Origin of the sequence: Streptomyces omiyaensis, from assembly GCF_014650895.1 — a bacterium.
Taxonomy (GTDB): Bacteria; Actinomycetota; Actinomycetes; order Streptomycetales; family Streptomycetaceae; genus Streptomyces; species Streptomyces omiyaensis.
In genome coordinates this window covers 175049-199886 of the sequence record NZ_BMVV01000003.1, presented here as the reverse complement: position 1 = coordinate 199886, position 24838 = coordinate 175049, and the positions used below count along the sequence as shown (strand labels likewise).

At 76.4% G+C, this 24838-nt stretch carries 20 protein-coding genes; 11 read left to right on the top strand and 9 right to left on the bottom strand.

Translation table 11 applies throughout. The features are described from left to right. Positions 1-99 precede the first annotated feature (99 nt). Together IE287_RS06500 and IE287_RS06495 are read right to left on the bottom strand one after the other, a co-directional pair. Positions 100-1134 carry an MASE1 domain-containing protein gene (locus IE287_RS06500; RefSeq protein ID WP_189847932.1) on the bottom strand — a complete coding sequence of 345 codons (1035 nt, stop codon included), beginning with the start codon at positions 1132-1134 and terminating at the stop codon, positions 100-102. A 51-nt stretch (positions 1135-1185) separates the two neighbouring features. Further along, on the bottom strand, positions 1186-2088 hold the full coding sequence (locus IE287_RS06495) for a PP2C family protein-serine/threonine phosphatase (RefSeq protein ID WP_189847931.1): 903 nt from the start codon (positions 2086-2088) through the stop codon (positions 1186-1188). A gap of 1368 nt (positions 2089-3456) precedes the next feature. Here IE287_RS06495 and IE287_RS06490 point away from each other — a divergent pair. From IE287_RS06490 to IE287_RS06465, 6 genes are all read left to right on the top strand, one after another. Continuing rightward, positions 3457-5733: a PBS lyase gene (locus IE287_RS06490; protein ID WP_229883312.1), complete on the top strand. Its 2277-nt coding sequence runs from the start codon at positions 3457-3459 to the stop codon at positions 5731-5733. 67 nt (positions 5734-5800) lie between these two features. After that, a complete protein-coding gene (locus tag IE287_RS06485) occupies positions 5801-6259 on the top strand; it encodes an NUDIX domain-containing protein (protein ID WP_268254966.1) in 459 nt (152 codons plus the stop codon). A gap of 300 nt (positions 6260-6559) precedes the next feature. Next, positions 6560-7438, top strand: a complete 879-nt coding sequence (locus tag IE287_RS06480) for a hypothetical protein (RefSeq protein ID WP_189847930.1) — start codon at positions 6560-6562, stop codon at positions 7436-7438. Further along, the gene (locus IE287_RS06475; RefSeq protein WP_229883311.1) at positions 7435-8724 is read left to right on the top strand and encodes an ATP-binding protein; all 1290 of its coding nucleotides are present in this window, start codon (positions 7435-7437) and stop codon (positions 8722-8724) included. The genes IE287_RS06480 and IE287_RS06475 overlap by 4 nt, the downstream gene beginning before the upstream one ends. A gap of 66 nt (positions 8725-8790) precedes the next feature. Further along, the gene (locus tag IE287_RS06470) at positions 8791-10182 is read left to right on the top strand and encodes an FtsW/RodA/SpoVE family cell cycle protein (protein WP_189847929.1); all 1392 of its coding nucleotides are present in this window, start codon (positions 8791-8793) and stop codon (positions 10180-10182) included. Beyond that, positions 10179-11828, top strand: coding sequence for a penicillin-binding transpeptidase domain-containing protein (locus tag IE287_RS06465; RefSeq protein WP_189847928.1), 1650 nt, complete (start codon positions 10179-10181; stop codon positions 11826-11828). The genes IE287_RS06470 and IE287_RS06465 overlap by 4 nt, the downstream gene beginning before the upstream one ends. 110 nt (positions 11829-11938) lie before the next feature. Here IE287_RS06465 and IE287_RS06460 read toward each other — a convergent pair whose 3' ends face one another. Next, positions 11939-13054: a ferritin-like domain-containing protein gene (locus IE287_RS06460; RefSeq protein WP_189847927.1), complete on the bottom strand. Its 1116-nt coding sequence runs from the start codon at positions 13052-13054 to the stop codon at positions 11939-11941. Positions 13055-13224: 170 nt separating this feature from the next. Here IE287_RS06460 and IE287_RS06455 point away from each other — a divergent pair, with 170 nt between their 5' ends. The 4 genes from IE287_RS06455 to IE287_RS06440 all read left to right on the top strand — a co-directional run bounded on the left by IE287_RS06455 (position 13225) and on the right by IE287_RS06440 (position 16811). After that, complete coding sequence (locus tag IE287_RS06455) at positions 13225-14160, top strand: AurF N-oxygenase family protein (protein ID WP_189847926.1); 936 nt, start codon at positions 13225-13227, stop codon at positions 14158-14160. A gap of 62 nt (positions 14161-14222) precedes the next feature. After that, entirely contained in the window at positions 14223-14945 is a 723-nt protein-coding gene (locus IE287_RS06450) for a TetR/AcrR family transcriptional regulator (protein ID WP_189847925.1), read from the top strand. A 37-nt stretch (positions 14946-14982) separates the two neighbouring features. Then, entirely contained in the window at positions 14983-15300 is a 318-nt protein-coding gene (locus tag IE287_RS06445; RefSeq protein WP_189847924.1) for a DUF8847 domain-containing protein, read from the top strand. Between the two features lie 89 nt (positions 15301-15389). Next, positions 15390-16811, top strand: a complete 1422-nt coding sequence (locus tag IE287_RS06440) for a C40 family peptidase (protein ID WP_189847923.1) — start codon at positions 15390-15392, stop codon at positions 16809-16811. On the opposite strand, the gene IE287_RS06435 is transcribed toward IE287_RS06440, so the two are convergent. The 5 genes from IE287_RS06435 to IE287_RS06415 all read right to left on the bottom strand — a co-directional run bounded on the left by IE287_RS06435 (position 16784) and on the right by IE287_RS06415 (position 22840). Further along, on the bottom strand, positions 16784-18019 hold the full coding sequence (locus IE287_RS06435) for a styrene monooxygenase/indole monooxygenase family protein (RefSeq protein WP_189847922.1): 1236 nt from the start codon (positions 18017-18019) through the stop codon (positions 16784-16786). The genes IE287_RS06440 and IE287_RS06435 overlap by 28 nt on opposite strands. Positions 18020-18074: 55 nt before the next feature. Then, entirely contained in the window at positions 18075-18701 is a 627-nt protein-coding gene (locus tag IE287_RS06430) for a GTP-binding protein (protein ID WP_229883339.1), read from the bottom strand. A gap of 79 nt (positions 18702-18780) precedes the next feature. Continuing rightward, positions 18781-19188 carry a DUF742 domain-containing protein gene (locus IE287_RS06425; protein ID WP_373307818.1) on the bottom strand — a complete coding sequence of 136 codons (408 nt, stop codon included), beginning with the start codon at positions 19186-19188 and terminating at the stop codon, positions 18781-18783. A 5-nt stretch (positions 19189-19193) separates the two neighbouring features. Beyond that, a complete protein-coding gene (locus IE287_RS06420; RefSeq protein ID WP_189847919.1) occupies positions 19194-19727 on the bottom strand; it encodes a roadblock/LC7 domain-containing protein in 534 nt (177 codons plus the stop codon). Then, complete coding sequence (locus IE287_RS06415) at positions 19724-22840, bottom strand: sensor histidine kinase (protein WP_189847918.1); 3117 nt, start codon at positions 22838-22840, stop codon at positions 19724-19726. Before IE287_RS06415 ends, IE287_RS06420 begins: the two co-directional genes overlap by 4 nt. 360 nt (positions 22841-23200) lie before the next feature. Between IE287_RS06415 and IE287_RS06410 the strand changes: the two genes are divergently transcribed. Then, complete coding sequence (locus tag IE287_RS06410) at positions 23201-23983, top strand: hypothetical protein (RefSeq protein ID WP_189847917.1); 783 nt, start codon at positions 23201-23203, stop codon at positions 23981-23983. Positions 23984-24196: 213 nt separating this feature from the next. Here the strand turns inward: IE287_RS06410 and IE287_RS06405 are convergent, their stop codons facing one another. Then, positions 24197-24718, bottom strand: coding sequence for a MarR family winged helix-turn-helix transcriptional regulator (locus IE287_RS06405; protein ID WP_189847916.1), 522 nt, complete (start codon positions 24716-24718; stop codon positions 24197-24199). Positions 24719-24838 lie beyond the last annotated feature (120 nt).

Below are 24838 nucleotides of genomic sequence, written 5' to 3'. Positions count from 1 at the left end.
CGAAGAAGTGCCACACAGACCCCGTGATCAGCGGAAACGCTGAGAGCGGGGTCTTGTCGTATGTGCGGCCGGGCGGGTGAGCGGGCTGCCGGGCGCGGTTCAGCCGGGGGGATCCGGGCCGTCGGGCGGGCGGCCGCTGGGGGCCGGGCGGGGCGGGTCGGGGGTGAGGGGGCGGGACTCGCCCGCGGTGAGGTGTTCCAGGACCTCCGTCAGTTCCTGGCAGGCGTGTTCGACCGAGCGGCGGGTGTTGAGCTGCTCGGTGACCACCGCGGAGAGGAGGAGCGCGGTGAGGGCCATGGTCGCGTTGAAGGCCTGGAGGTTGATCATCACCTCGGTCTGGGTCAGCCCGGCGAACGGGCCGCTCCCGTCCGTCGCCGCGATCGTGACCATGACGGAGGCGTACAGGGCGCACAGCGCGCTGCCCGCGAGCTGGAAGCGGAGCGCGGCCCAGACGAGGAGGGGGTAGACGAGGAAGAGCAGGCTCATCCGCCCGTGGACGGCGAGCGTGACCGTCGCGACGGTGGTGACCGCGAGGCCGAGGGCCTCCTTCCAGCGGCGGGGCCGGAAGGGCGGCCGCAGGTCCTCCAGCATCAGCAGGACCGGGGTGACGATCAGGACGCCCATCGCGTCGCCGACCCACCAGGCCAGCCAGACCGTCCAGAAGTCGTGGGTGGGGAGCCGGTCGGTCAGGACGAGGACGCCCACGCCGGTCGTCGCGCTGATCGTCATGGCGGCGAAGGCCCCGAGGAAGACCAGGGCGAGGCCGTCGCGCAGCCGGTCCAGGCGGGCGCTGAAGCCGACCCGGCGCAGCATGAGGTAGGCGCAGACCGGGGCGAGGGTGTTGCCGGCCACGTTGACCAGCGCCAGGGGCCGGAGGGTGGCGATCGACGCGATCACCAGGAGGGCGCCGAGGGCGACGCCGCCGAAGACCCGGAGCCCGAGGACGAGGAAGGCGGCGACCGCCACGCCCGTGGGGGGCCAGATGGGCGTGTAGATCGCGCCCTCGACGACCAGCTGCCGGGTGAGCCCCAGGCGGCCCGCGGCGAAGTAGCCGATCGCGACCGCGAGGGACTGGGCGACCAGTACGGCCGCCCGGCGCGGATCGAGGTCCTGGATAACCGGCACACCAGCCATCAGACACCGGCCCGGGCCCCGCGGCGAGGGGAGAGGCCTCCCACCCCCGCTTCACGGGTGACCCCGGCCCCCCGGTCCGGCGGGTCCGGGCGGTCCGGCCGGGTCGCGGGCGGCCCTCGCCCGGACGGCGTCCATGCCGCGGTCGTCGTGGCGCACGACCAGCACCGCGGCGTCGTCGTCGTGCCCCACCCGCTCGGCGCCCTTGATCACCGCGGCCGCGAGGGAGTCCGGCGAGAGGCCCGCCACGGCGGCGATGCCGGCGAGCCGGACGATCTGGTCGAGGCCTTCCTCGACGGGCAGCGAGGGGCCCTCCACCACGCCGTCCGTGAGCAGGACGAACACGCCGCCCTGGGTGAGGTGGTACCGGGTCACGGGGTACTCGGCGCCCGCCGCGACGCCGAGGGGCGGGCCCCCGTCGTCCTCGGACGTGCCGGACCTGCCGTCGGCCGTCGCCCAGACGCAGGGGAGGTGGCCGGCCCGCGCGCTCTCCAGCAGCCCGGTGGAGGGATCGAGCTGCATGAAGGTGCAGGTGGCGAAGAGATCGGTGCCGAGGGAGAGCAGGAGGTCGTTGGTGCGGGCGAGCAGCTCGCCCGGGTCGGCGGCGACCGAGGCGAGCGCGCGCAGGGCGACCCGGACCTGTCCCATCAGGGCGGCGGCCTCGGTGTTGTGGCCCTGGACGTCGCCGATGGACAGCCCGAGGCGCCCGCCGGGCATGGCGAAGGCGTCGTACCAGTCGCCGCCCACGTTGAGTCCGGTGCAGGCGGGCGCGTAGGCGACGGCCAGGCGGAACCCCGGGATGGCGGGCAGCTCCGCGGGCAGCATGTCGCGCTGGAGGGCGAGCGCCAGCTCCACCTGGGAACGCTGGAGCTCCGCGTGACGGCGCGCCTGGGCGGTCAGCGAGCCCAGGCGGGCGAGCAGCTCGTCGCCCTCCCCCGGGTGGTGCTTGCGGGACATCGGTCGCTCCGGCGGATCGGCTCCTGGCGTGGTGGCGCCCGGGCCTCATGGGGGAATCGGGATGCCGGCCGGGCCGAGGGACGTGGCGCCGTTCCCGATCGATCGCGCGGTTCCTTCCCTTCGCATCGTTTTGGCGTGAAACGTGGGCATCTCATCGTATGACGCCTCCCCTGGAGGCGGCGGGGTGACGGGGTGCGCATCGCGCTCGGCAGGACCGGGGAGGCCTTTCCCTCCCGGCCGGTGCCCGTCGGGGAGGAGCCGCCGCACCACCGCGCCGGCGCCGGGAACGCCGTCGGTGCCGCCTTCCCGAGGGGCGACATCGCGCCACGTCTGGAGCGGTACGGGGAACGGCCGGGGTCCCTGTCCGGTCCCGGGCGGGTTGGGGAGGCGCCATGAGCGGCCGGTCGGCGCGGGGAGCCGGGAGGCGGCACCGAGGGCCGGGCCCGGCGGCGGGCCGTGCGCGTGCCGCGGCGGGCGGCCCGGCTTCGCCGCCCGCCGCGGGTCGCGCGCCGGGCGGGCACGGGCCGGGCCGCCGGTCCCGTCTCCGGCGCCTTCGGGTCGCCCGCCGCGCCCCGCCCCGCCCCGCCGGGACGCGCGGACGCCGCCGCCGGGGACCGATGGGAGCGGCCCGGCACGGTGTCGGGCGGGACCGGCGGTCCGGCGGGGGCCGGTCGCGAGGAGCGAGGAGTGGCGCGCGCGGTTCCGGGAGGCGGGTGCGGTTCCGGGAGGCGTGTGCGGCGGGGACGCGGCCGGGGGCGGACCCGGCCCGTCGCCCCGGCGCCACCTGGGCCCGTCGCACCGGCACCACCTGGGGCCGGCGGCCCCCGCCCCTCGCACCGGCGCCACCCTGGCCCGGCGGGAGGTCCGGCGCTCCGTGACCGTGGACGCGGCACCGGTCGGGGACGCCGGCCCGGCGGGCCGGCCGCTGGCGCGGCCGGCCGGGTCGCCGGGCGGGTTCCCCCGGCCACCGCCCCGGCCCACCCCGGCGCGGCCCCGGCGGACCGGAGCGCGGGGAGCGGGGGCGGGGTGACGGCGGGGACGGGCCTCGTGCGCGGGCCGGTGCCGCGGAGCGCGCGGGTGCCCGTGGCGGGGCCGCGGCGGGTCGCCGGACGGCACGGCTCCGCCTCGTTCGCACGGCCGCGGGGCGCGGGGGCGCGACGGCGGTCCCGGCCCCGGCGCACCCCCCGCGCGGGCGCCTCCCCGCCGGGTCTCACCGTGTGCAACGGCCGCGCCGCGCACCGTACATGGCGCAAACCGAGCGCAACGTTCCGCGGTCGCGCGGCGGGTGGCGCCGGTTCGGCGTCGATGTGCCTCCTGTGGTGCACACTTGCTGCCTGGTGGAGGGCTCACGGGGAAGGCGGCCTGGCAATGCTGACGGGGATCGAGGAGGTCGACTGGGCCTCGCTGGGGCACGCGTACGGCCCCGCGGACGACGTGCCGGCGCTGCTGCGCGGTCTCGCCTCGGCCGACCCCGCCGAGCGGGAGACCGCCCTCGACGGCATGTACGGCGCGGTGCACCACCAGGGCGACGTGTACGACTCCACCCTCGCCTGCATCCCCTTCCTGCTGGAGCTCGTCGCCGACCCCGGCGTCCAGGACCGCGGCGGCATCGTCGAGCTGCTCACCAGCATCGGCGGGATCGAGCTGGACGACGAGGACGGCGACCTGGACTGCCCGGCCGGGTCCTGTCCGGACGACGCCGACTTCGTGCCGGCCGCGAACTTCGCGATGGCGGCCGCCGCGATCGCCGCGGGCGCCGACGTCTTCCTCTGCCTGGTCGACGACGCCGACCCGGAGGTGCGGCTCGCCGCGCCGGTGGCGCTCGCCTCGCTGCACCCGGACCCCGCGCGCGTGCTGCGCCTGCTGCGGGAGCGGCTGACCGTGGAGCCGGACACCGAGGCGCGGCTGGCGCTGGTCGCGGCGGTGGGGCGGATCGCGCTGCGGCACGCCGCGCTGCGCGCCGAGACGGTGGACTGGCTGGGGTGGCTGGCGCGGGCGGCGCAGGACCCGGGGCTGCGCCTCGCGGCGCTGGCGCAGCTCGCGCGGTGCGCGCCGGGACGGATCCCGGACGACATCGTGCGGTGGGTGACGGGGCTCCTGGAGGAGATCCGGACGGTGCCGCGGCCGGAGCCGGACGCCGGGGGCGGCGAGTCCGGAGCCGCGCGGTTCCCGGTGACGCTCGTGGGGCAGGTGCGCGAGCTGCTGGAGGAGCACGCGGCGGGGCGCCGGACGCCGTGGACGGAGGAGCTGCTGCGGACCCTGCACGGCGCGCTGGACGACCGGGTCGACGACCGGATCGCACTGATCCTGGCGCAGCTGCGCAGCCCGGACCCGGGGCAGCGGTCGGACGCGGTCTGGCTGTGCGGCGGGCTGACCCGGCTCTGGCGGGGGCGGTACGAGGAGGTCGTCCGGCTCGTCGGCGCGCAGCTCGCCGATCCCGACGCCCGGCTCCGCGAGGCGGCCACCTCCTTCCTGGAGCGGCTCTTCGAGCTGGCGGGGCCGGCCGCCGACGCGCTGGCGGGGGTGCTCGCCGAGGGGCCGGGCGGCGGGCCGTCGGAGCTCACCGGCAGGACCGGGCGGGACGGGGCGCTCCTGGCGCTGGCGCGGAGCGGTGACGCCCGGGCCGTGCCGCTGCTCGCGCGGGTCCTGGAGGGGCCGGGCGAGGTGCGGCGGGAGCTGCTGTACGCGGTCGAGGGGCTCGGCCCCTCGGCGGCGGGGCTCGCGCCGCTGCTGCGGCGGCGGCTGGCGGCGGTGGAGCTGGACGAGGAGGTGTACGACCGGGCGGCGCCGCTGCTGTACGCCCTGGCGGCGGTGCGGGGCGCGCAGGCGCTGCCCGAGGTGCTGCGGGTGCTGCGCGGGGCGCCGGAGCACCGGCGCGAGTGGGTGCGGGAGGCCGTGGCGCGGACGCTGGCCGCGTTCGGTCCGGCCGCCCGGGAGGCCGTGCCGGAGCTGCGGGAGCTGCTCGGCGCGGACTCGGCGGCGGTCGCCACGGCGGCGGCGCGCGCCCTGTGGGCGGTCGAGGGCGACGCGGACGCGGTGGTGCCGGTCCTGGTGCGGTGGCTGCGGCCGGGCTCCTCGGGTGCCGAGCGGTGTGCGGCGGCCCAGGCGCTGGGCGCGATCGGCCCGGCTGCGGCCGGGGCCGCCCGGGCGCTGCGGCCGGGGCTGACCTCGCGGGACCTGTGGGAGCGGGTGCGGTGCGCGGCGGCGCTGTGGCGGGTGGCCGGGGAGACGGAGCGGACGCTGCCGGTGCTGCTGGCGGCCTGGGAGGAGAACCGGCACGCGCGCGTGGACATCGCCGAGTGCCTGGCCGAGATGGGTCCGGCGGCGGCGCCGGTGGCGGAGCTGCCGATCCTCGCCGAGCTGACCCGCCGCCGCCGGCACAACGCCCGCGAGGGCGCCTCCGGCAGCCACGACGTGCACCAGGACGAGAAGCTGCTGACCCTGTGCCGGGCGGCGCTGGCCCGGATGGAGCGGTGCGGGCCGCGGCAGGGGGGCGGGGCGGCGGGCGGGGGCCACGGCTCCGCGGGCGGGGACCACGGCTCGACGGACGGGGGACACGGCGCGGCGGACGGGGGACACGGCGCGGCGGGCGAGGGCCACGGCGCGGCGGGCGGGGGCCCCGGCTCGACGGGAGGCCTGGCGTGACCGGGCGGCCCGGCGCGACCGGGGGGCCGGCGTGACCGGGCGGGCCCGGCGTGACCGGGAGGCCGACGTGACCGGGAGGCCGCGGGTGTCGGCGTACGCCCTCGCGGTGCGCGAGGGCCGGATGCTGCTGACCCGCCTGTCGGAGGCCTCGCCGGTGTTCGCCCCGGGGGTGTGGCACCTGCCCGGCGGAGGCGTGGAGCCGGGCGAGCAGCCCGTCGAGGCGCTGGCCCGGGAGGTGAGGGAGGAGACCGGTCTGGAGACGGCCGGCGCCGAGCTGCTCGACGCGCGCGCCTACGCGGTCCGGCGGGACGGTGCCGACCGCCACCTGATCGCGCTCTTCTACGCCGTCGACCTGGCGTCGACGAGGACGCCGGTGGTCTCCGAGAGCGGCGGTTCCACCGACGCCGTCGCCTGGGTCCCGCTGCCCGATCTCGCGGACGTCCCGCTCTCCCCCGCCGTCGCGGACGCGCTGCGCCTGCTGGAGGCCCGGGGAGCGGCGCGGGGGCCGCGCGCGGACGGCCCCTGAGCGGGCCGCTCTCCCGCGGGGGGCGGGGAGGCATCGGCGCCCCGCGCGCGGACGGCCGCCGCGGCTCCTGCGACACGCGCGGACGGCCGCCGTGGCCCCTCCGACACGGGCGGCGCCACGGGTCGGGACCACCCCCCGGGCCACGGGCCGGGACCGCCCCCGGGGGGCGAACGGGACCGCCCCCGGGGGGCGAACGGGATCGCCCTCGGGGGCGAACGGGACCGCCCTCGGGGGCGAACGGGACCGCCCTCGGCGACGGAGGGGACACCCCGAAGGGGATTTCCTTCCTTATTTGGACATATGGTCTTCACGAGACCGCCCGTTCGACCTGGGAGCCCCGTGAGAGCCCGCACCGCCCTCCTCGCCGCCGCCGCGCTGGTGGCGGTGGCGGGCTGCGGGACCGGCGGCGGCCCGGAGAGCGACGGGCCGACGGCCGCGGCGGTGGGACCGGTGCGGCTCTGGCCCGACCTGCCGCCCGCCTCCGATCCGCCGGCGGACTACGGGGAGACCGACACGGAGCGGGTGCCGGGGATCGCGGTGAAGGGGGGCGACGTGCGGACCGTGGACCCGGTCGCGGTGGTCCGGGCCGAGGTCGCGGCCCATCCCGAGACGTACAGCGGCGGCGACGCGGTGTACGAGGAGACCGCCCGGGCGGTCCTCGCCTGCGACACCGCGCCGGCGCGGTGCCCGGTGCTCTCGCCGTACTACCGGGACCTCACCGGGAACGGCAAGGACGAGCTGATCGTCGGGATCCGGATGCCCGAGCAGCAGGTCGCCCTCCGGGTGTACCTCGCCGAGGGGGGCGGGCTGACCCGGGTCATGTCCACCGTCGACCAGGTGATCAGCGTGGAGCTGGCCGGGCGCGACCTGATCGTGCGGGCGGCCTCGGCGGGGATCCCGGGGTACGAGTACCGCACGGCCTGGTCGTGGGACGAGCGGCAGCACAGCATGCTGCCGGCGCGGGACGAGATCGTGCCGGTACGGACCCCCGGGGCCTCCCCGCCCACCGGCCCCGGCCCCTCGGTCTCCCCCTCGGTCTCCCGCTCCGCCCCCTCCCCCGCGGCCGCCCCGTCCACGGCCGGCCCGACCGCCCCGGCGGCGTCCGCGCCGGCCGCCGTCCGCCCGCTCTCCCCCGCCCCTCCCCCGGAGACCGCCCCGCCCCCGGAGACCGCCCCGTGAGCCGGCGCCGCGCCCGCCGGCCCCGGGCGCCCGCCTGGACCGCGACGCTGACCTGGAAGGCCGCGCTCTTCATCGGGGTGATGTGCTGCGCGCTGGCCGCGCTGCTCGGCACGCTGGTGCACGTCTCCGTGACGGGGCAGACCGTGCGGGACGCCCGGGAGAAGGCGCTGTCCCGGCTGACCGACGTCACCCGGCTGTACGAGGCGGGCGAGCCGCTGCCGCCCTTCGCCGGACTCGACCCGGAGGGCCTGCCGGAGCCGCTGCGGCGGCTGGCCGGGCGGGGCGAGCGCGGCACCATGGTCGCCGACCGGGGCGGCCGGTCGACCATGTGGGCGGCGGGCCCGGCGGACGGGCACGCCCTCGCGGTGCGCCTCGACCACAGCCTGGGCGCGGGGGCCATCGACGCCCTGGACCGGTCGATCGTCGGCTCCTCGATCCTGGCGATCGCGGCGACCCTGGCGGTCGGCCTCGTGGCCGTCACCCGGGTCACCCGGCGTCTGCACGCGACCGCGCAGGTGGCCCGGCGGATCACCGCCGGGGACCTGGACGCGCGCGTGGACGACCCCCGGACGAAGGACCCCCGGCGCCCCGAGGACGAGGTGGCGGCGGTCGCCGGGGCGCTCGACACGATGGCCTCCTCGCTCCAGCGCAAGCTCCAGAGCGAGCAGCGGTTCACCGCGGACGTGGCCCACGAGCTGCGCACCCCGCTGACCGGCCTGTCGGCCGCCGCCGAGCTGCTGCCGGAGGGGCGGCCCGCGGAGCTCGTGCGGGACCGGGTGCGGGCCATGCGGGGACTGACCGAGGACCTGCTGGAGATCTCCCGGCTGGACGCCCGCAACGAGACCGTCGACCTGGCCGTGCACGACCTCGGCCCGCTGGTCGAGCGGGCGGTGCGGGCCTCGGGCACGGAGACGGAGGTGCGGATCGTCCGGGACGCGGCGGTGGAGACGGACCGGCGGCGGCTCGAACGCGTGCTGGGGAACCTGGTCGCCAACGCCCACCGGCACGGCCGGCCGCCGGTGGTGGTGACCGTGGACGGGCCGACGGTGGCGGTGCGGGACCACGGGCCCGGCTATCCGGCGTACCTGCTCGCCTCGGGTCCGCAGCGCTTCCGCACGGAGAGCGGCGGCAAGGGGCACGGCCTGGGCCTGACCATCGCGGTCGGGCAGGCCGAGGTGATCGGCGCCGAGCTGGCCTTCGGCGGCGCGGCGGAGGGCGGCGGCGCCGAGGCGCGGATCCGGCTTCCCGAGTACGTGCGGTTCGGGGACGAGCTGCCGGAGGGGTGAAGAGCCGCCACGGCACACCGTCACACAAAAGGGACATACGGCATACGGCTTGCTACGTTGCCGACCATGACCGCACCTCGGGGCACGGACGCGCCCCCGGACGCGCCGCCGCCCGGCGTCCGGGTCCCGAAGCGGCGCGGGGTGGAACTGGTGCTGCTCCTCGGGGCCGTCCTCATCTCCGTCTGCGGCTACGCCGAGGTGGGCCTGGCCCACGACGGGGCCGTGCCGCCGGACGCCGCCCGGTACGGGGCGGGACTGGGCCTGCTCGCGCTGCTGGCGCACCTCGCCGTGCGGTTCCGGGCCCCCTACGCCGATCCGCTCCTGCTGCCGATCGCCCTGCTGCTCAACGGACTCGGGCTGGTGCTGATCTACCGCCTGGACCTGGAGACCCCCCGCGACCAGGCGGCGACCACCCAGCTCGTGTGGTCGACGCTCGGGGTCGCGCTCTTCATCGTGGTCGTGGTGCTGCTGCGCGACCACCGGGCGCTCCGGGGGTACGCGTACGTCTCGGTCGCCGCCGCGCTCGCCCTGATGATCCTGCCGATCTTCTTCCCGGCGGTGAACGGGGCCAGGATCTGGATCCGGATCGGCGGCCTCTCCTTCCAGCCGGGCGAGTTCGCGAAGATCCTGCTCGCGGTCTTCTTCGCCGCGTACCTCTCCGCCAACCTCAGCGCGCTCGCCTACGCCGGCCGCCGGATCTGGAGGTTCCAGTTCCCCACCTGGCGGGTGCTCGGGCCGATCGTGGCGATCTGGCTGCTGAGCGTCGGCGTCCTCGTCCTGGAACGGGACCTCGGCACCTCGCTGCTCTTCTTCGGCCTCTTCGTGATCATGCTGTACGTGGCGACCGGCCGCACGGGCTGGATCGCGATCGGCCTGCTGCTCGCCGCCGCCGGGGCCTTCCTCATCGGCTCGGTCGAGCCGCACGTGCACAGCCGGGTGGAGGACTGGCTCGACCCCTACGCCTCCATCCGGGCCGGCGACGGGCCCGGACAGCTCGCCCAGTCGCTCTTCGCCTTCGCCGCCGGCGGGATGCTCGGCGCCGGGCTCGGGATGGGCCACTCGGTCCTCATCGGCTTCGCCGCCAAGTCGGACTTCATCCTGGCCACGGCCGGCGAGGAGCTGGGGCTCGTCGGCCTCACCGCGCTCTTCCTGCTGTACGCGCTCTTCGTGGCGCGCGGCTACCGGGCCGGGCTCTCGCTGCGGGACCCCTTCGGGCGGCTGCTCGCGGTCGGGCTCGCGTCCATCGTGGCGCTCCAGGTCTTCGTGATCGCGGGCGGGGTGATGGGGCTGATCCCGCTGACCGGCATGGCGATGCCGTTCCTGGCGCAGGGCGGCTCCTCGGTGGTGACCAACTGGGTGATCGTCGCGCTCCTGGTGCGGGTGAGCGACTCGGCGCGGGCGCCGCAGCCGGAGGCCTCGGACACCGGCGAGCCCGCCCGGGTGGAGGCGGGCCGGTGATCCGGTACATCCGGCGGGCCGCCGCGCTCTGCCTGCTGCTGCTGGTGGCGCTGCTGGTCAACGCCGCCCGGGTGATGCTGGTGGAGGCCGGGGAGCTGGACGCGAACCCGGCCAACCGGCGGACCGCGATCGCCCGCTGGTCCGAGCCGCGCGGCGACGTCGTCGTGGACGGGAAGCCGGTGACCGGCTCCCGCGACAGCGGGCAGCAGCTGCGCTGGGAACGGACCTACCGCCGGGGCCCGCTCTACGCGCCGGTGACCGGCTACGCCTCCCAGACCTACGGCACCACGATGATCGAGCACGCGGAGGACCCGCTGCTCTCCGGCGCCGATCCGATGCTGGCCCCGCTGCCGCTGTGGAACGACCTCACCCGGGGCCGCTCCCCCGGCGGCGACGTGGTGACGACGATCCGCGCCCCGATGCAGGAGGCGGCCTACCGGGGGCTCGACGGCAAGCGCGGCGCGGTGGTGGCGCTGGAACCGTCGAGCGGCCGGATCCTGACGCTGGTCTCCTCCCCCTCGTACGAGCCGGGGGTGCTCTCCGGGACCGGCCCTGACGTGAAGGACGCCTGGACCCGGCTGACCACCTCGCCGAACCAGCCGATGCTCAACCGGGCGCTGCGGCAGACCTATCCCCCCGGCTCCACCTTCAAGATCGTGACCGCGGCGGCGGCGCTGGACGCGGGCGTGGTGCGGGACGTGGACGCGCCGACCGACACCCCGGACCCCTTCGTGCTGCCCGGCACCCGGCAGGTGCTGCCGAACGCGGCCCGGGGCTGCGAGGACGCCTCGCTCGCCTACGCCCTCCAGTGGTCCTGCAACACGGTGATGGCCGGGCTCGGCGTGGACGTCGGGCTGGAGGTGATGGCGGAGACGGCGGAGCGCTTCGGCTTCGACGACACGACCCTGCGGGTGCCGTCCTGGGTGGCGAGGTCCAACTTCGACCACGACATGAGCCCGGACCAGCTGGCGCTGTCGTCGATCGGGCAGTTCAACACCACCGCCACGCCGCTCCAGATGGCCATGGTGGCGGCGGCGGTCGCCAACACCGGCGAGATCGCGCGGCCGTACCTCGTGGACCGGACGACGACCTCCGGCGGGACGACCGTGGACCGCACCCCGCGCCGCAGCCACCGGCAGGCGATGAGCCCGTCGACGGCCCTCCAGCTCCAGCGGCTGATGGTGAAGGCGGTGGAGGAGGGCACGGGCGCGAACGCGGCGATCCCGGGGGCTCGGGTCGGCGGCAAGACGGGCACCGCGCAGCACGGCCTCGGCAACACGGGGACCCCGTACGCCTGGTTCATCGCCTGGGCCCAGGCGGAGGACTCGGGGCGGCCGGCGGTGGCGGTGGCGGTGGTCGTGGAGGACGCGGAAGCGTCCCGCACGGACATCAGCGGCGGTGGCAGCGCGGCGCCGATCGCGCGGGACGTGATGCGGGAGGCGCTGCGCCTGGAGGCGGAGTCCCGCGGCGCGCCGGGACCGCGCGGCGGGCCGGCGGCGACGGCGTCCCCCCCGGTGCCGGCGGTCCCGCGCGGCGCCCCGGGCACCCGCCCGTCGGCCGCCCCGGCCCCCGCCGCCTCGCGCGGCGCGCCCGCCGTCCCGCGCGGCGCGCCCGGCGGGCGGGAGCGGACCCGCGCCGAGGACTGACGGTCGGCGGGCGGCGGACGGCAGGCGGCGGGCAGGAGGCGACGGGCCGACAAGGCGGCGGCCGGCGGGGCGGTCCCGCACGGCGCTGCGGGGCCGACCGGCGCTCCCCGCTACCCCGCGGCGCCCTCCGCGACGGCCCGCGCGACCTCGGCGACCCGCTCCCGCTCCTCCGCCGCGAAGCGCTCCGCGTCCAGCCGCTCCGCGATCTCCTCGTCCTGGGTCATGAGGAGGTCGAGGTTGGAGTCGCCGAGGTCGAAGACGCCCATGTCGAGGTAGGCCTTCTGGAGCCGTTCGCCCCAGAGGCCGATGTCCTTGACGCAGGGCACGATCCGGCTGAAGAGCAGCTTGCGGAAGAGGTGCAGGAACTCGCTCTGCTCGCTGAACTCCTCCGCCTCCTTCCGGCCGATGCCGAAGTTCTCCAGCACCTCGACCCCGCGCAGCCGGTCGCGCATCAGATGACAGCCCTCGATGACGAACTCCTCGCGCTCGCGCAGTTCGGCGTCGGTGAGCTGCTTGTAGTGGTCGCGCAGGGCCATCCGGCCGAAGGCCACGTGCCGGGCCTCGTCCTGCATGACGTACGCGAGGATCTGCTGCGGCAGCGGCTTGTCGGTGGTGTCGCGGATCATGCCGAAGGCGGCGAGGGCCAGGCCCTCGATGAGCACCTGCATGCCGAGGTAGGGCATGTCCCAGCGGGAGTCGCGGAGGGTGTCGTCGAGGAGGCTCTGGAGGTCGTCGTTGATCGGGTAGAGCATCCCGATCTTCTCGTGGAGGAAGCGGCCGTAGATCTCGGCGTGCCGGGCCTCGTCCATGGTCTGGGTGGCGGAGTAGAACTTGGCGTCGAGGTCGGGCGCGGACTCGACGATCCGGGCGGCGCAGACCATCGCGCCCTGCTCGCCGTGGAGGAACTGGCTGAAGTTCCAGGAGGCGTAGTGGCGGCGCAGCTCGCCCTTGTCCTTCTCGGTGAGCTTGGCCCAGTGGCGGGTGCCGTACAGGGCGAGCGCCTCGTCGGGGGTGCCGAGCGGGTCGTACGGGTCGACCTCCAGCTCCCAGGCGATGCGGCGGGCGCCGTCCCACTGCTTGTCCTTGCCCTTCTGGTAGAGGGCGAGGAGCCGGTCACGGCCGGCGCCGGCCATGTCGTACTCCCAGGAGAAGCGGGCCTGTCCGGTGGCCGGGACCTCCCGGCCGGGTCCGGACGGGGGGTTCACGTAGAGCTCGTGCGTCGACATCGACCACTCCTTCCGCCTCCGGCGTGTCACGCCGCCGCCAGCAGGCTCACACGTTGCTGGACGAAGCGTCAACAAGTCGCGCAGGAGGGATTGACGGTCTTGCTGACGGGCAGTCTGATAGCGAGTGACCGACGGTAACCCGAGTGCGAAGCCAGCGAGGTGCCTCCGCCATGAGTCCCTTCACCGAGCCCGACCTCACCCTCCTGCGGGACGCGCTCGGCCCGCTCCGCGACCGCGAGCGGCTCGCCGAGCGGCTCCTGGAGGCCTCCCGCAAGCACTCCCACGACCCCGACGCCGAGCTCGACTGGGACGCGCCCTTCGAGCCCGGCGCCTGGTACTGGCCGCCGGAGCTGGTCTCCCTCTACGGCACCCCGCTGTGGCGCCGGATGTCCGAGGAGCAGCGGATCGACCTCTCCCGCCACGAGGCCGCCGCACTCGCCTCGCTGGGCGTCTGGTTCGAGATCATCCTGATGCAGCTGCTCGTCCGGCACATCTACGACAAGTCCCTGACCAGCCATCACGTGGGGTACGCGCTCACCGAGATCGCGGACGAGTGCCGGCACTCGATGATGTTCGCCCGCCTGATCCGCAAGGGCGGCACCGGCGCCTACCCGGTGCCGCGGGTCTACCACCACCTCGCCCGCGTCCTGAAGACCGTCTCCACCACCCCCGGCTCCTTCGCCGCCACCCTCCTCGGCGAGGAGGTCCTCGACTGGATGCAGCGGCTGACCTTCCCGGACGAGCGGGTCCAGCCGCTGGTGCGCGGGGTCACCCGGATCCACGTGGTGGAGGAGGCCCGGCACGTGCGGTACGCCCGCGAGGAGCTGCGCCGCCAGATGGTGACGGCGCCGCGCTGGGAGCGGCAGTTCACCCGGCTGAGCTGCGGCGAGGCCGCCCGGGTCTTCTCCACCTGCTTCGTCAGCCCCGCGGTGTACGACGCCGTGGGCCTGGACCGGCGGCAGGCCGTCGCCGAGGTGCGGGCGAGCGGGCACCGGCGGGAGGTCATGCAGGCCGGCGCCAAGCGGCTGACCGACTTCCTCGACGACATCGGCGTGCTCCGGGGCCCGGGGCGCCGCCTGTGGCGGTCGTCGGGCCTGCTGGCCTGAGGGTGGCGCCGGGCTTTCGCGGCGGGCCCCGGAGCCGGCGGTACCGGGGTTACGCTGCGGACATGACGAGCGCCGCCTCCCCCGCGTACCGCCGGCTCAGCGTCGAGGAGCGGCGCGGCCAGCTCCTGGAGGCCGCGCTGGTGCTCTTCGCCCACCGGGCCCCCGAGGACGTGTCGCTCGACGACGTCGCCGAGGCCGCCGGGGTCTCCCGGCCGCTGGTCTACCGCTACTTCCCCGGCGGCAAGCAGCAGCTGTACGAGGCCGCGCTGCGCTCCTCCGCCGACGCCCTGAGCCGCTGCTTCGCCGAGCCCGCCGAGGGCCCGCCCACCGAGCGGCTCGGCCGGGTCCTCGACCGCTATCTGGCCTTCGTCGACGGCCACGACGCCGGCTTCAGCGCGCTGCTGCGCGGCGGGAGCGTCGTCGAGACCTCCCACACCGCGGCGATCGTGGACGAGGTGCGGCGGGACGCGGCCGGGCAGATCTTCCTCCACCTGGGCGCCGAGCGGCCGGGCGGGCGGCTCGGGATGCTGGTCCGCACCTGGATCGCGGCCGTGGAGGCGGCCTCCCTCATCTGGCTCGACGAGGGCAAGCGGCCGCCCGCCGGCGAGCTGCGCGACTGGCTGGTCGACCACCTCGTCGCCCTGCTGGCCGCGAGTGCCGCGAGCGACCCGGAGACCGCGGAGGTGGTGCGGCGGCTGCTCGCCCGGGAGACCGCCGGGGGTCCGGTCGCCGGCCTCGCCCGGCGCCTGGTGCCGCTCGTCGGCGAGGCGGCGCACCTGCTGTGACCCGCCGCGCCGGGAGCGGCCGGGGGAGACTGGTGGGGTGAGAAGCGAGAACACCCCCTTCCGAGGCGGCCCGCTCGACGGGCGGGTCCTGCCGATCCTGCTCGGCCCCACCGGCCACCCGCCGAAGTGGTACGAGGTGCCGGTCCCGGCCCACGACGGCCGGCCGCCCATGCTGTACGCGTACCGGCGCGAGCCCGCGGGCCACACCCGGCGGCTCGGGCTCCAGCGGGGCTGGGTCTACGCGTACGCCCCCGAGGGGCGCGAGCGGCGCGAGCTCAAGTGGCCGTGGTCCAAGCCGGCCGTCCGGCCCGGGGGGAGGCCCGAGGAGAGCCCGGGGGCGGAGCCGAACGGGTGAGCCGGGAGGACGCGCCCCCTTTCGTACGTTAATCGGATGAATTGTCGCGCCATGATGCCTCCGGAGCCCGCTCTGGAGGTGGTGGTGACGTGTCGCGAAGGTGGCTGCGCGCGGTCTGTACGGGAGCCCTGGCCGCGCTGGCGGCCCTGACCGGCCCGGCGGTGGCCGCGCCGCCCCCGTCCGACCCGGCGGACCCGCCCGCCGGCTCCGCCCCCGTCGCCTGGGCCGACCCGGCGGCGGAACCGGTCGGGCCGGTGGACCCCGACTCCGCGTCCGCGTCCGCATCCGCGGACCCCGGTGCGGGCTCGGACTCGGGCACGGGCGTGGGCACGGCCACGGACTCGGACCCGGGCGCAGGCACGGGCACGGACTCGGACTCCGGGGCCGGGCCGGCGGCGGATCCGGACGCGGGAGCGGGCGCGGACGCCGGCGCGGTCGACGCGGGCGCGCTCGCGCCCTCCGGCGGGGACTCGGTGGCGACGCTGCTCGGCCGGCTCCGGACGCTCTACCGCCAGGCGGAGGAGGCGACGGAGCGGTTCAACGCCGGCGAGGAGGCGGTGCGGCTCCAGGACGCCGCCACCCGGCGGGTCACCGCGGACCTGGCCGACGCCCGCAGCGCCCTGGCCCTCGGCCGGTCCGAGGCCGGGCGGCTCGCCCGGGAGCAGTACCAGGGCCGGACCGGATACGCCTCGCCGCTGCGGCTGCTCTTCTCCCCCGACCCCCAGTCGGCCCTGGACGCACGCCGCCTGATGGACCGCACGGCCCGCGACCGTGCCTCCGCCGTCCCCCGGCTGCGGGCCGCCGAACGCCGGGCGGCCCGCCTCGCCACCGCTTCCCGCGCCGCCCTGGAGCGGCAGCGGACGCTGGCCGCGCGACAGCGGACGCACCGGGACGAGGTGCGCCGGAAGCTCGCCGAGGTGGAGGCGCTGCTCGCCTCGCTCTCCGCCGAGCGGCTGGCGCGCCTGACCGAGCTGGAGCGGGCCGAGACCGCCGGCGCCCAGCGGGAGCTGCTCGGCTCCGGTGCCCTCGGCCCGGCCCGCACGCCCTCACGGGCGGGGGCGGAGGCGCTGCGCTTCGCGGTCGGCGAGCTCGGGAAGCCGTACGAGTGGGGCGCCGAGGGCCCGGACTCCTACGACTGTTCGGGGCTCACCCAGCGGGCCTGGGCGGCGGCCGGCCGGGAGCTCCCGCGCACCAGCCAGGAGCAGTGGGCGCGGCTGCCCCGGGTGCCGCTGGGCGAACTGCGCCCCGGGGACCTGGTGGTGTACTTCCCGGGCGCCACCCATGTCGCCCTCTACCTGGGCGAGGGCCTGGTGGTGCAGGCCCCGCGCCCCGGCGGCCGGGTCAAGGTCTCCCCGCTCGCGGCGAACCCGCTGCTCGGGGCGGTCCGGCCGGACCCGGGCGGCACGGCCCTGGAGTCGTACGCCCCGCCCGTGCTCCCGGAGGGCGCCCGGGAGGGTTCGGACGAGGGGTACGACGGGGGCGGTCAGGCGCCGGCGACCGAGGCGAGGTAGGCGGCGGCCTTCTCCGGGTCGAAGAAGAAGTCCTCGAAGTCCGCCGGGTCGTCGAAGCCGTTGGCGAAGCGGTCGGCGACCGGCTGGAGCTGTCCGGCCGCGCCGATCAGGTTCAGGACGTGCTCCGGCGGCGGCGCCAGCATCGCGTTGGTCCACTTGGTGACCGGCTCGGCGGTCTTCCAGTAGCGGTCGAAGGCGGACCGCATCCACTCCTCGTCGAAGGGCCGGTCGCCGTGCTCGACGATGGCGGCGAGGTAGGCGGCGGCGCACTTGGACGCCGAGTTGGAGCCCTGGCCGGTGATGGGGTCGTTGGCGACGACGACGTCGGCGACGCCGAGGACGAGACCGCCGCCGGGGAGCCGGCCGATCGGGTTGCGGACGGTCGGCGCGTACCGGCCGGCGAGGGTGCCGCCGGCGTCGGTGAGCTCGACCTTGGTCGCGCGCGCGTACTCCCAGGGCAGGAACCTCTCCATGAGCTCCAGCGTCAGCGCCAGGTGCTCGGAGGGGTCCTTGACGCCCCGGAAGGCGTCGACGGGACCGCCGGGGACGCCCTCCCAGAAGAGGATGTCGGCGCGGCCGCCGTGGGTGAGGGTCGGCATGACGAAGAGCTCGCCGACGCCCGGCACGAGGTTGCAGCGGACGGCGTCGAAGTCGGGGTGCTCGGGGCGCGGGCCGAGCCCGTGCACGTACGCGACGGCGAGCGCGCGCTGCGGCTCGGTGTGCGGGGAGCGGTCGGCGTCCCGGCCGAACATGGAGACCAGCTCGCCCTTGCCCGCGGCGACGAGCACGAGGTCGTAGCGGCGGGCGAAGAAGTCGAGGTCGCCGACGGCCACGCCGTGGATGACGAGCTGCCCGCCGCGCTGGGCGAAGGTCTCCATCCAGCCGGCCATCTTCACGCGCTGGTCGACGGACTGGGCGTGGCCGTCGAGCCGGCCGACCCAGTCGACGAGGCGGGAGGCGTCGGGGCCGGCGACGGAGACGCCGAGGCCCTCGATCCTCGGGGCCTGGGACTCCCAGAAGTTCAGGCCGAGGTCGCGCTCGTGCCCGAGCGCGGTGGCGAACATGCACTGGGTGGACATGACGCGCCCGGAGCGGATCTCGTCCGCGGTCCGGTTCGACATCAGGGTGACCTCGTACCCCTGGGACTGGAGGCCGAGGGCGAGCTGGAGACCGGACTGTCCGGCCCCGACTATGAGTATCTTCCGCATGGGCGGGCTCCTGGCGAAGGCGAAGGTGGTGCGGGGGGCGACTGGCGGTGCGCGGCTACTCGGGCGTGGTGGAGAGCGCGTGCTCGACCATGGCGAGCAGCGTCTCGACCACGCTGTAGCGCTTGCGCGCGTCCATGATCACCACGGGGACCTCGGGGGTGATCGTCAGGGCCTCCCTGACGTCCTCCGGCTCGAACTTCGCGGTGCCCTCGAAGTGGTTGACGGCGACCACGTACGGCAGGCCGCAGCTCTCGAAGTAGTCGAGCGCCGGGAAGCAGTCGGTGAGGCGGCGGGTGTCCGCGAGCACGATCGCGCCGATGGCGCCGCGCACGAGGTCGTCCCACATGAACCAGAAGCGCTGCTGGCCGGGGGTGCCGAAGACGTACAGGACCAGGTCGTTGTCGAGCGTGATCCGGCCGAAGTCCATCGCCACGGTGGTGGTGATCTTGTCCGGGGTGGCGGTGAGGTCGTCGGTCTCCTCGCTCGCCCGGGTCATCAGCGCCTCGGTCTGGAGGGGGGTGATCTCGGAGACCGCGCGGACGAAGGTGGTCTTGCCGACGCCGAAGCCGCCCGCGACCACGATCTTCGTCGCGATCGGGGCGCGGGAGTGGTCGAGCTGCCAGTCCCGGGCGCCGTCCTCGGGATCGGGCTCCGCCGCGGAGGGCCCGGGCTGGGCGGGGATGGCGGCGGTGGGGACGGTCTCCGCCCGGGAGGCGGCGGGACGGTCGACGGCGGTGTCGGCCGTGTCGACGGCGGTGGCGTCAGAGACGACGGAGTCCACTCAGCACCCTTTCGAGGAGCGCGCGGTCGGGCTGGCCGGTGCCGTGACCGGTCCCGTACACACGGATCTTTCCCTGGTCGGCCAGGTCGCTGAGGAGCACCCGGACGACACCCAACGGCATCTTGAGGAGGGCCGAGATCTCCGCCACCGTCCGCATCCGGCGGCAGATCTCGACGATGGCCCGCATCTCGGGCATGAGACCGCGCGCGCCGGGACCGCCGTCCGTGAGGACCTTGCGGGCGAGGGGCGCCTCCAGGGCGGCCACGAAGGTCTCGACGAGGAGCACGTGCCCGAAGCGGGTGCGTCCGCCGGTCAGCGAGTACGGCCGCACGCGCGCGGGGCGCCGCCCCTCGCCCCGGACGGGCAGCCGGTGGGCGGCGGCGGTCAGCGAGGTCACCGGGGGCCCTCCATCGACTTGCGCAGTTCGCTGCGGACTTCGGGGGTGAGGACGTGTCCGGCGCGGCCCACGAAGAGCGCCATGTGGTAGGCGATGACGCTCATGTCGCAGTCGGGGGTGGCGTGCACGCCGAGCAGCGAACCGTCGCTGATCGACATGACGAAGACGCTGCCGTCCTCCATGGCGACCATGGTCTGCTTCACGCCGCCGCCGTCCATGAGCCGCGCGGCCCCGATGGTGAGGCTGCCGATGCCGGAGACGATGGTGGCCAGGTCGGCGCTGGAGCCGCGCGGGCCCCGGGGGCGGGCGCCCAGGTCGTCGGCCGGTCCGGGCCGCTCGTCGGGGTCGGAGGAGAGCAGCAGGAGCCCGTCGGAGGAGACGACGGCGACCGAGCGGACCCCCGGCACCTCCTCCACGAGGTTGCCCAGCAGCCATTGCAGGTTGCGGGCCTCCGTGCTCAGTCCGTACGTCCCGGTGGCGCCGGTCGATGCGGTCGTACTCGTGGTGCTGGTCGTTCCCGTGGCGGTCAACTGCGTGCCTCCTCGACTGTGTCCCCCGTCATCTCCTCTGTACGCGCGGTGCTCCCGGCGGCTATCTCCGCCTCGACGTCCCGGCGCCCGGCCACGGCGCCCTGCTGGAAGCCGCCCAGACGGCGGCGGAGTGCCTCGGCGTCGACCGAGCCCCGGCGGGGGGCGGTGGGCGCCGCGGGGGCGCGGACCACCTGGGGGGTCCGCTTGGGCAGGCCCTTGTCGGTCACGCGCTCCCACTGGGCGGGTCGCGGTCCGGGCACCTGCCCCTCGTCGACCGGCCCGGCCTGCTCGGGCACGGTGTGCTCCGGCGCGGTCCGGTCGGGAGCGGTGTGCTCGGGTGCGGCCTGCCCGGAAGTGGTCCGCTCCGGTACGGGCTGCGCCGGTACGGGCTGCGCCGGTGCGGCCTGCCCGGTAGTGGTCTGCTCCGGGGCGGCCTGCTCGGGTGCGGTCCGCTCGGGCACGGCCGAGAGCGGCGGCTCGGCGGCGCGCTCGTGGCTGTCCGGCTCGGCCGGCGGGTCGGGGAGCCGCACCTGGAGGGTGGTCTCGGAGACGGACTCGACGGGTGCCGGGTGCGGGGCGGGCTCGACGCGGGCGTCGGGCCCGGAGCCGTACGCCTCCGCGGGGAGGGCGTCGTACGCGTCCCCGGCCACCGGCTCCGCCGGCTCCGCCTCGGGCTCCGCCGGCGCGGCGGGCGCCGGCTCCGCGTCCTGGGCCGGGGCCTGGGCCTGGAAGGCGCGCTCCGCGGCCTCCACGAGCGGGTCGCGGGTGCGGGACGGGAGGGCGTTGGAGTTGGCCTCGGCCTCCGAGCCGGGGAGGTGGAGCAGGGTGACGGGGCCGGCGCCCGGGCTCCGCACCGGCTCGGGCACGGCGGCCGGGAGCGCGGTCGGCAGCAGCGGCAGCGGCAGCACCACGACGGCGGCCGTGCCGCCCGGCTTCTGCTCGCGCAGCTCGACGCCGACGCCGTGGCGGGCGGCGAGCAGACAGACCACGCGCATGCCGAGGCCCTCGCCCTCGAAGCCGTCCGGGTCGGCGGCGGCGAGGCGGGCGTTGAGGTCGGCGCGCCGGTGGTCGGGGATCCCTATGCCGGAGTCCTGCACGGAGAGCATGACCTCGCCGGTCTCCAGGAGCCAGCCGGAGAGCTGGACCTCGGCGTCCGGCGGGGAGAAGGCGGTGGCGTTCTCCAGGAGTTCGGCGACGAGGTGGCTGAGGTCGTCGGCGGCGAAGCCCGCCAGCTGGGCGTGCGGGGGCAGCGACTGGATGGTGACGCGCTCGTACCGCTCGATCTCGCTGACGGCGGCGCGCAGCACGTCGACGAGGGGGACGGGGCCCGCGTGGCCGTGGACGTGCTCGTGGCCGGCGAGGACCAGCAGGTTCTCGCTGTGGCGGCGCATGACGGTCGCCATGTGGTCGAGCTTGAAGAGGGTGGCGAGGCGGTCCGGGTCCTGCTCGCGCTCCTCCAGCTTCTCGATGACGGCGAGCTGCCGGTCGACGAGGCCGAGGCTGCGCAGCGAGAGGTTGACGAAGGTGTGCTGGACGGTGCCCCGGAGCCGTTCGAGGTCGGCGGTGAGCACGGCGATCCGGCCCTGGAGCTCGGCGCGCTGGGAGGCGAGCTCGGACTCGGCGGTCTGCCGGTCGGCGACGAGGCCGGCCCGCTCGCCGGTGAGCCGGCCGGTGTGGGCGGCGAGGGCGGCGAGCTGTCCGTGGAGGGTGTTGAGGGAGCGGACGACCTGGGCGAACTCGTCGTTGCGGCCGGTGAAGCGGACGGCTTCCTCGGCGGCCGGCTCCGGTGCGGCGGCGAGCCGGGCGGCGCCGATGCGGAGCACGGCGAGCGGCCGGGTGAGGCTGCGGGCGACGTAGGTGGAGACGCCGACGGCGAGCAGGAGGCAGCCGCCGAGGAAGGCGAGGCGGAGCTCGAGGGCGGTGACGTCGTCGTCGCGCAGGGCGGTGAGCCGCTCGACCCGCTTGGCGGCGAGGGTGGACTCGACGCCGCGCATCTGCTCGATGCGGGCGGAGAGCGCCGACTCCAGGCCGGACGGGGAGGTGCGGGTCTCGGCCTCGGAGAGGGTGGGCCGGTCGGTGAGCCGGGCGAGGGCCTGCTCGGCGGTCTTGACCTCGGGGCCGGCGACGGTCGCGGCGAGCGAGTCGCGGGCGGCGGGGCCGGCGGACCGGTCGAAGTCGCCGAGGGCGGCGAGTTCGCGGACCCGGGCCTGCTGGGCGGCGGCGCTCAGCAGGTCGCGGGCGCGGGCGGCCTCCTCGGCGCCCTCGGGCTCCTCGGCGACGTAGCTGTTGGTGGCGGGGTCGTAGCGGAGCTCGCCGCTGGGCTCGGGCTGCGGGACGGCGAGCGCGGCGAGCAGGAGGCCGCGGGCGGCGGAGGCCTGCTCGACGGCGCGGCCGAGGTCGGCGGGGGCCCGGCCGGTGCCGGTGAGGGCCGGGTCGGAGGCGCGCGGCGGGGTCCGCTCGGCGAGCTCCTCGGCGAGGTCCTGGAGCGTGGCGATGACGTCGCCGTAGGCCTTGTGGGCCTCCAGGGGCGTCCCCTTGCCGGAGACGGCGGCGCGGCGGACGCCGGCGACGCCGGCGAGCTCGCGGCGGAGCGCCTCGGAGGCGTCGGGCCGGATCTCCTCGATCTGGCGGTCGACGCGGGCCGACTTGGCGGGGGTGAGGGTCCGCCGGTTCTTCTTGGGGCCGGTCTGCGCGTCGCGGCCCGCGGCGACGTAGGCGACGACCTCGTCGCGCTCGTCGGCGAGGGAGTGCGCGAGGGTGACGGCCTGCCGGTCGAGGCCGGCGAGGGTGACCAGGCGCCGGGACTCGTTCAGTTCGGCGGAGGCGGTGAGGACGGCGGGGGCGCCGGCGCCGAGGACGATGACGCCGACGAGGGCGACTCCGGCGACGAGGCGGTTCCGGACGCGCCTGGAGCGGCCGCCGGGGGTCGGCGCGGGGGCGCCGGCGACGGGGCCCGCGGGGGGCGTGCCGGGGCCGGCGAGGGGAGCACCGGGGGCTGCGGGGGACGCGCTTCCCGGGGTCGGCGGAGTGCCGGGGGCCTGCGGCTCACCGGGGGTCTGGCTCCGCGCGCCGTTCATGCTCCGAGGCCGCTTCTTCTGCACCGGTGCTCGCATTCTTGACTCGTCCGCCCACACAGCAGAGGTGACGGCCGGTCACGAGGTTCCGCCCCCACCCCTGGTACGGCTTCCGACCATTCCAGCGCTTCTCGGCAGGGGGCGGGCATCGGCCGCTCCGCCACCCGAACGAGTGAACAACACTCCTGAGTTGGCGAACAACTTCCGGCGGTCGCCGCGGAGGGCCTCCGAGGGGGCCCGGCTGGATCTTCGGGGCGGGCTTTGGCAGGATGCCCGCCCGCAGCTCGCCGGAGGTGCCGATTCCGTCTCCTCCGGCGGCCACGGCCGGTTGGTACAGGCCATTTTCGGCCCTTTGCAGGTGTTGTGAAGGGTCCGCGCGAGCCGGGCACACTGGACATCATGCGCAGCGAAGTCGCCGGCCTCCCCGGCAACCCCGAACGCCCCAACGAGGACTGGGCGGCCGCAGTCCTGCCCGCCTCGGGCGCCGGGGGGGCGCTCGTCCTCCTGGACGGGGTCACCCCTCCCGCGGGTGAGGTGGGTTGTGTGCACGCGGTGCCGTGGTTCACCGCGCGACTCGGCGGCGCTTTGACCGAACTGTCCGCTTCCCGGCCCGATCTGACGCTGTCCGAGATCCTGTCCCTGGCAATCCGGCGCACCGCCGGGCTCCATGCGGACACCTGTGACCTTTCTCACGTACGTACTCCTCAGGCAACCGTGGTCCTCGCGCGGTGGGACGCCTCCTCCGTCGACCACCTCGTCCTCTCCGACTCGGTGCTGCTGCTCCGGGCACCGGACGGGTCGGTCCGGGCGGTGCGGGACGACCGGCTGGACCGGATCCCCCGCGAGGCGCTCCGCTCGCACGCGGCGGCCGACCGGCTGCGGAACCGGGAGGGCGGCTTCTTCACGGCGGCCGCGGATCCGTCGGTCGCGGAGCGGGCCGTGACCGGCACGACCCCGCGGGCGGGGGTCGCGGCCCTGGCGGCGCTCACGGACGGGGCGAGCCGCTGGGTGGAGCGGTTCGGCGCGGGCGACTGGACGGAGTGCGCGGAGCTCCTGGCGCGGGAGGGCGCGTCGGCACTGCTCCGGAGGGTGCGGGCCCTGGAGACGGCGGACGCCGCGGCGGGCGGCGGGCGGCGCGGGAAGGTCCACGACGACGCGACGTGCGTGTACGTGGAGCTGTGAGCCGGGACCGCGAGCCGGAAGCCGGAAGCCGGAAGCCGGAAGCCGCGGGCAGTGAACCGGGACAGCGGGCCGGAAGCCGCGGGCCTTGGGCAGTGAACCGGGTCCGCGAGCCGGAAGCCGCGGGCCGTGAGCGGGCCGCGGCGGCGGACCGGGAGCCGTCCCGCGGGTCCGTACCGGGACCCGCCGGGTCCGCGCCGGGGCCCTGCGGGCGGGTCAGCCCTCCGAGCGCTGGTTGAAGTGGTGGAGCAGGCGGGCCAGTTCGGCGACCTCGGCGCGGTCCCAGTCGGCGAGCTTGCGGACGTACCGCTCGCGGCGGGCGTCGCGGACGTGCCGGAAGCGGTCGCGGCCCTCGTCGGTGAGCCGGACCAGGGAGGCGCGCCCGTCGGCGGGGTCGGGGTCGCGGGCGACCAGGCCGAGCTGTTCGAGGGCGCGGAGCTGGCGGCTCATGGTGGCCTTGCCGACGCCGAAGTAGGCGGAGAGCTCGGTGGCGCGCTGGGGGCCGGCGTCGTCGAGGCGGACGAAGAGGCCGTACGCGGCGGGCTCCAGCTCCGGGTGGACCTCGCGGGCCATCTCGCCGGACTGGGCGCGCGCCCGGCGCAGGAAGACGGCGAGCTCCCGCTCCAGGGCGAGGAACTCCCGCTCGGCGGGGGCGCGTCCGGATCCGGTGCCGCCGGGGGTCTCCCCGGGCCCGGGGCCGTCCGCGCCGCCCTCGCCGGCCGTGCCGCCTGCGCGCACGCCGCACCTCCCACACGTGTTTCGTCGACTGAAAGTTTCCCGCTCCGGCGGGCGTCGCCGCAGCTCCTTCAGTATTTCGCAGGAGTAGACCAACGACGGAACCCGGTCCCTCTTCCACGC

Bases quoted from the DNA above. Each gene is read 5' to 3' on its own strand.
- IE287_RS06500 (WP_189847932.1), bottom strand. From the start codon at position 1,134: ATGGCTGGTGTGCCGGTTATCCAGGACCTCGATCCGCGCCGGGCGGCC.
- IE287_RS06495 (WP_189847931.1), bottom strand. From the start codon at position 2,088: ATGTCCCGCAAGCACCACCCGGGGGAGGGCGACGAGCTGCTCGCCCGC.
- IE287_RS06490 (WP_229883312.1), top strand. From the start codon at position 3,457: ATGCTGACGGGGATCGAGGAGGTCGACTGGGCCTCGCTGGGGCACGCG.
- IE287_RS06480 (WP_189847930.1), top strand. From the start codon at position 6,560: ATGGTCTTCACGAGACCGCCCGTTCGACCTGGGAGCCCCGTGAGAGCC.
- IE287_RS06470 (WP_189847929.1), top strand. From the start codon at position 8,791: ATGACCGCACCTCGGGGCACGGACGCGCCCCCGGACGCGCCGCCGCCC.
- IE287_RS06460 (WP_189847927.1), bottom strand. From the start codon at position 13,054: ATGTCGACGCACGAGCTCTACGTGAACCCCCCGTCCGGACCCGGCCGG.
- IE287_RS06455 (WP_189847926.1), top strand. From the start codon at position 13,225: ATGAGTCCCTTCACCGAGCCCGACCTCACCCTCCTGCGGGACGCGCTC.
- IE287_RS06450 (WP_189847925.1), top strand. From the start codon at position 14,223: ATGACGAGCGCCGCCTCCCCCGCGTACCGCCGGCTCAGCGTCGAGGAG.
- IE287_RS06435 (WP_189847922.1), bottom strand. From the start codon at position 18,019: ATGCGGAAGATACTCATAGTCGGGGCCGGACAGTCCGGTCTCCAGCTC.
- IE287_RS06415 (WP_189847918.1), bottom strand. From the start codon at position 22,840: ATGCGAGCACCGGTGCAGAAGAAGCGGCCTCGGAGCATGAACGGCGCG.
- IE287_RS06410 (WP_189847917.1), top strand. From the start codon at position 23,201: ATGCGCAGCGAAGTCGCCGGCCTCCCCGGCAACCCCGAACGCCCCAAC.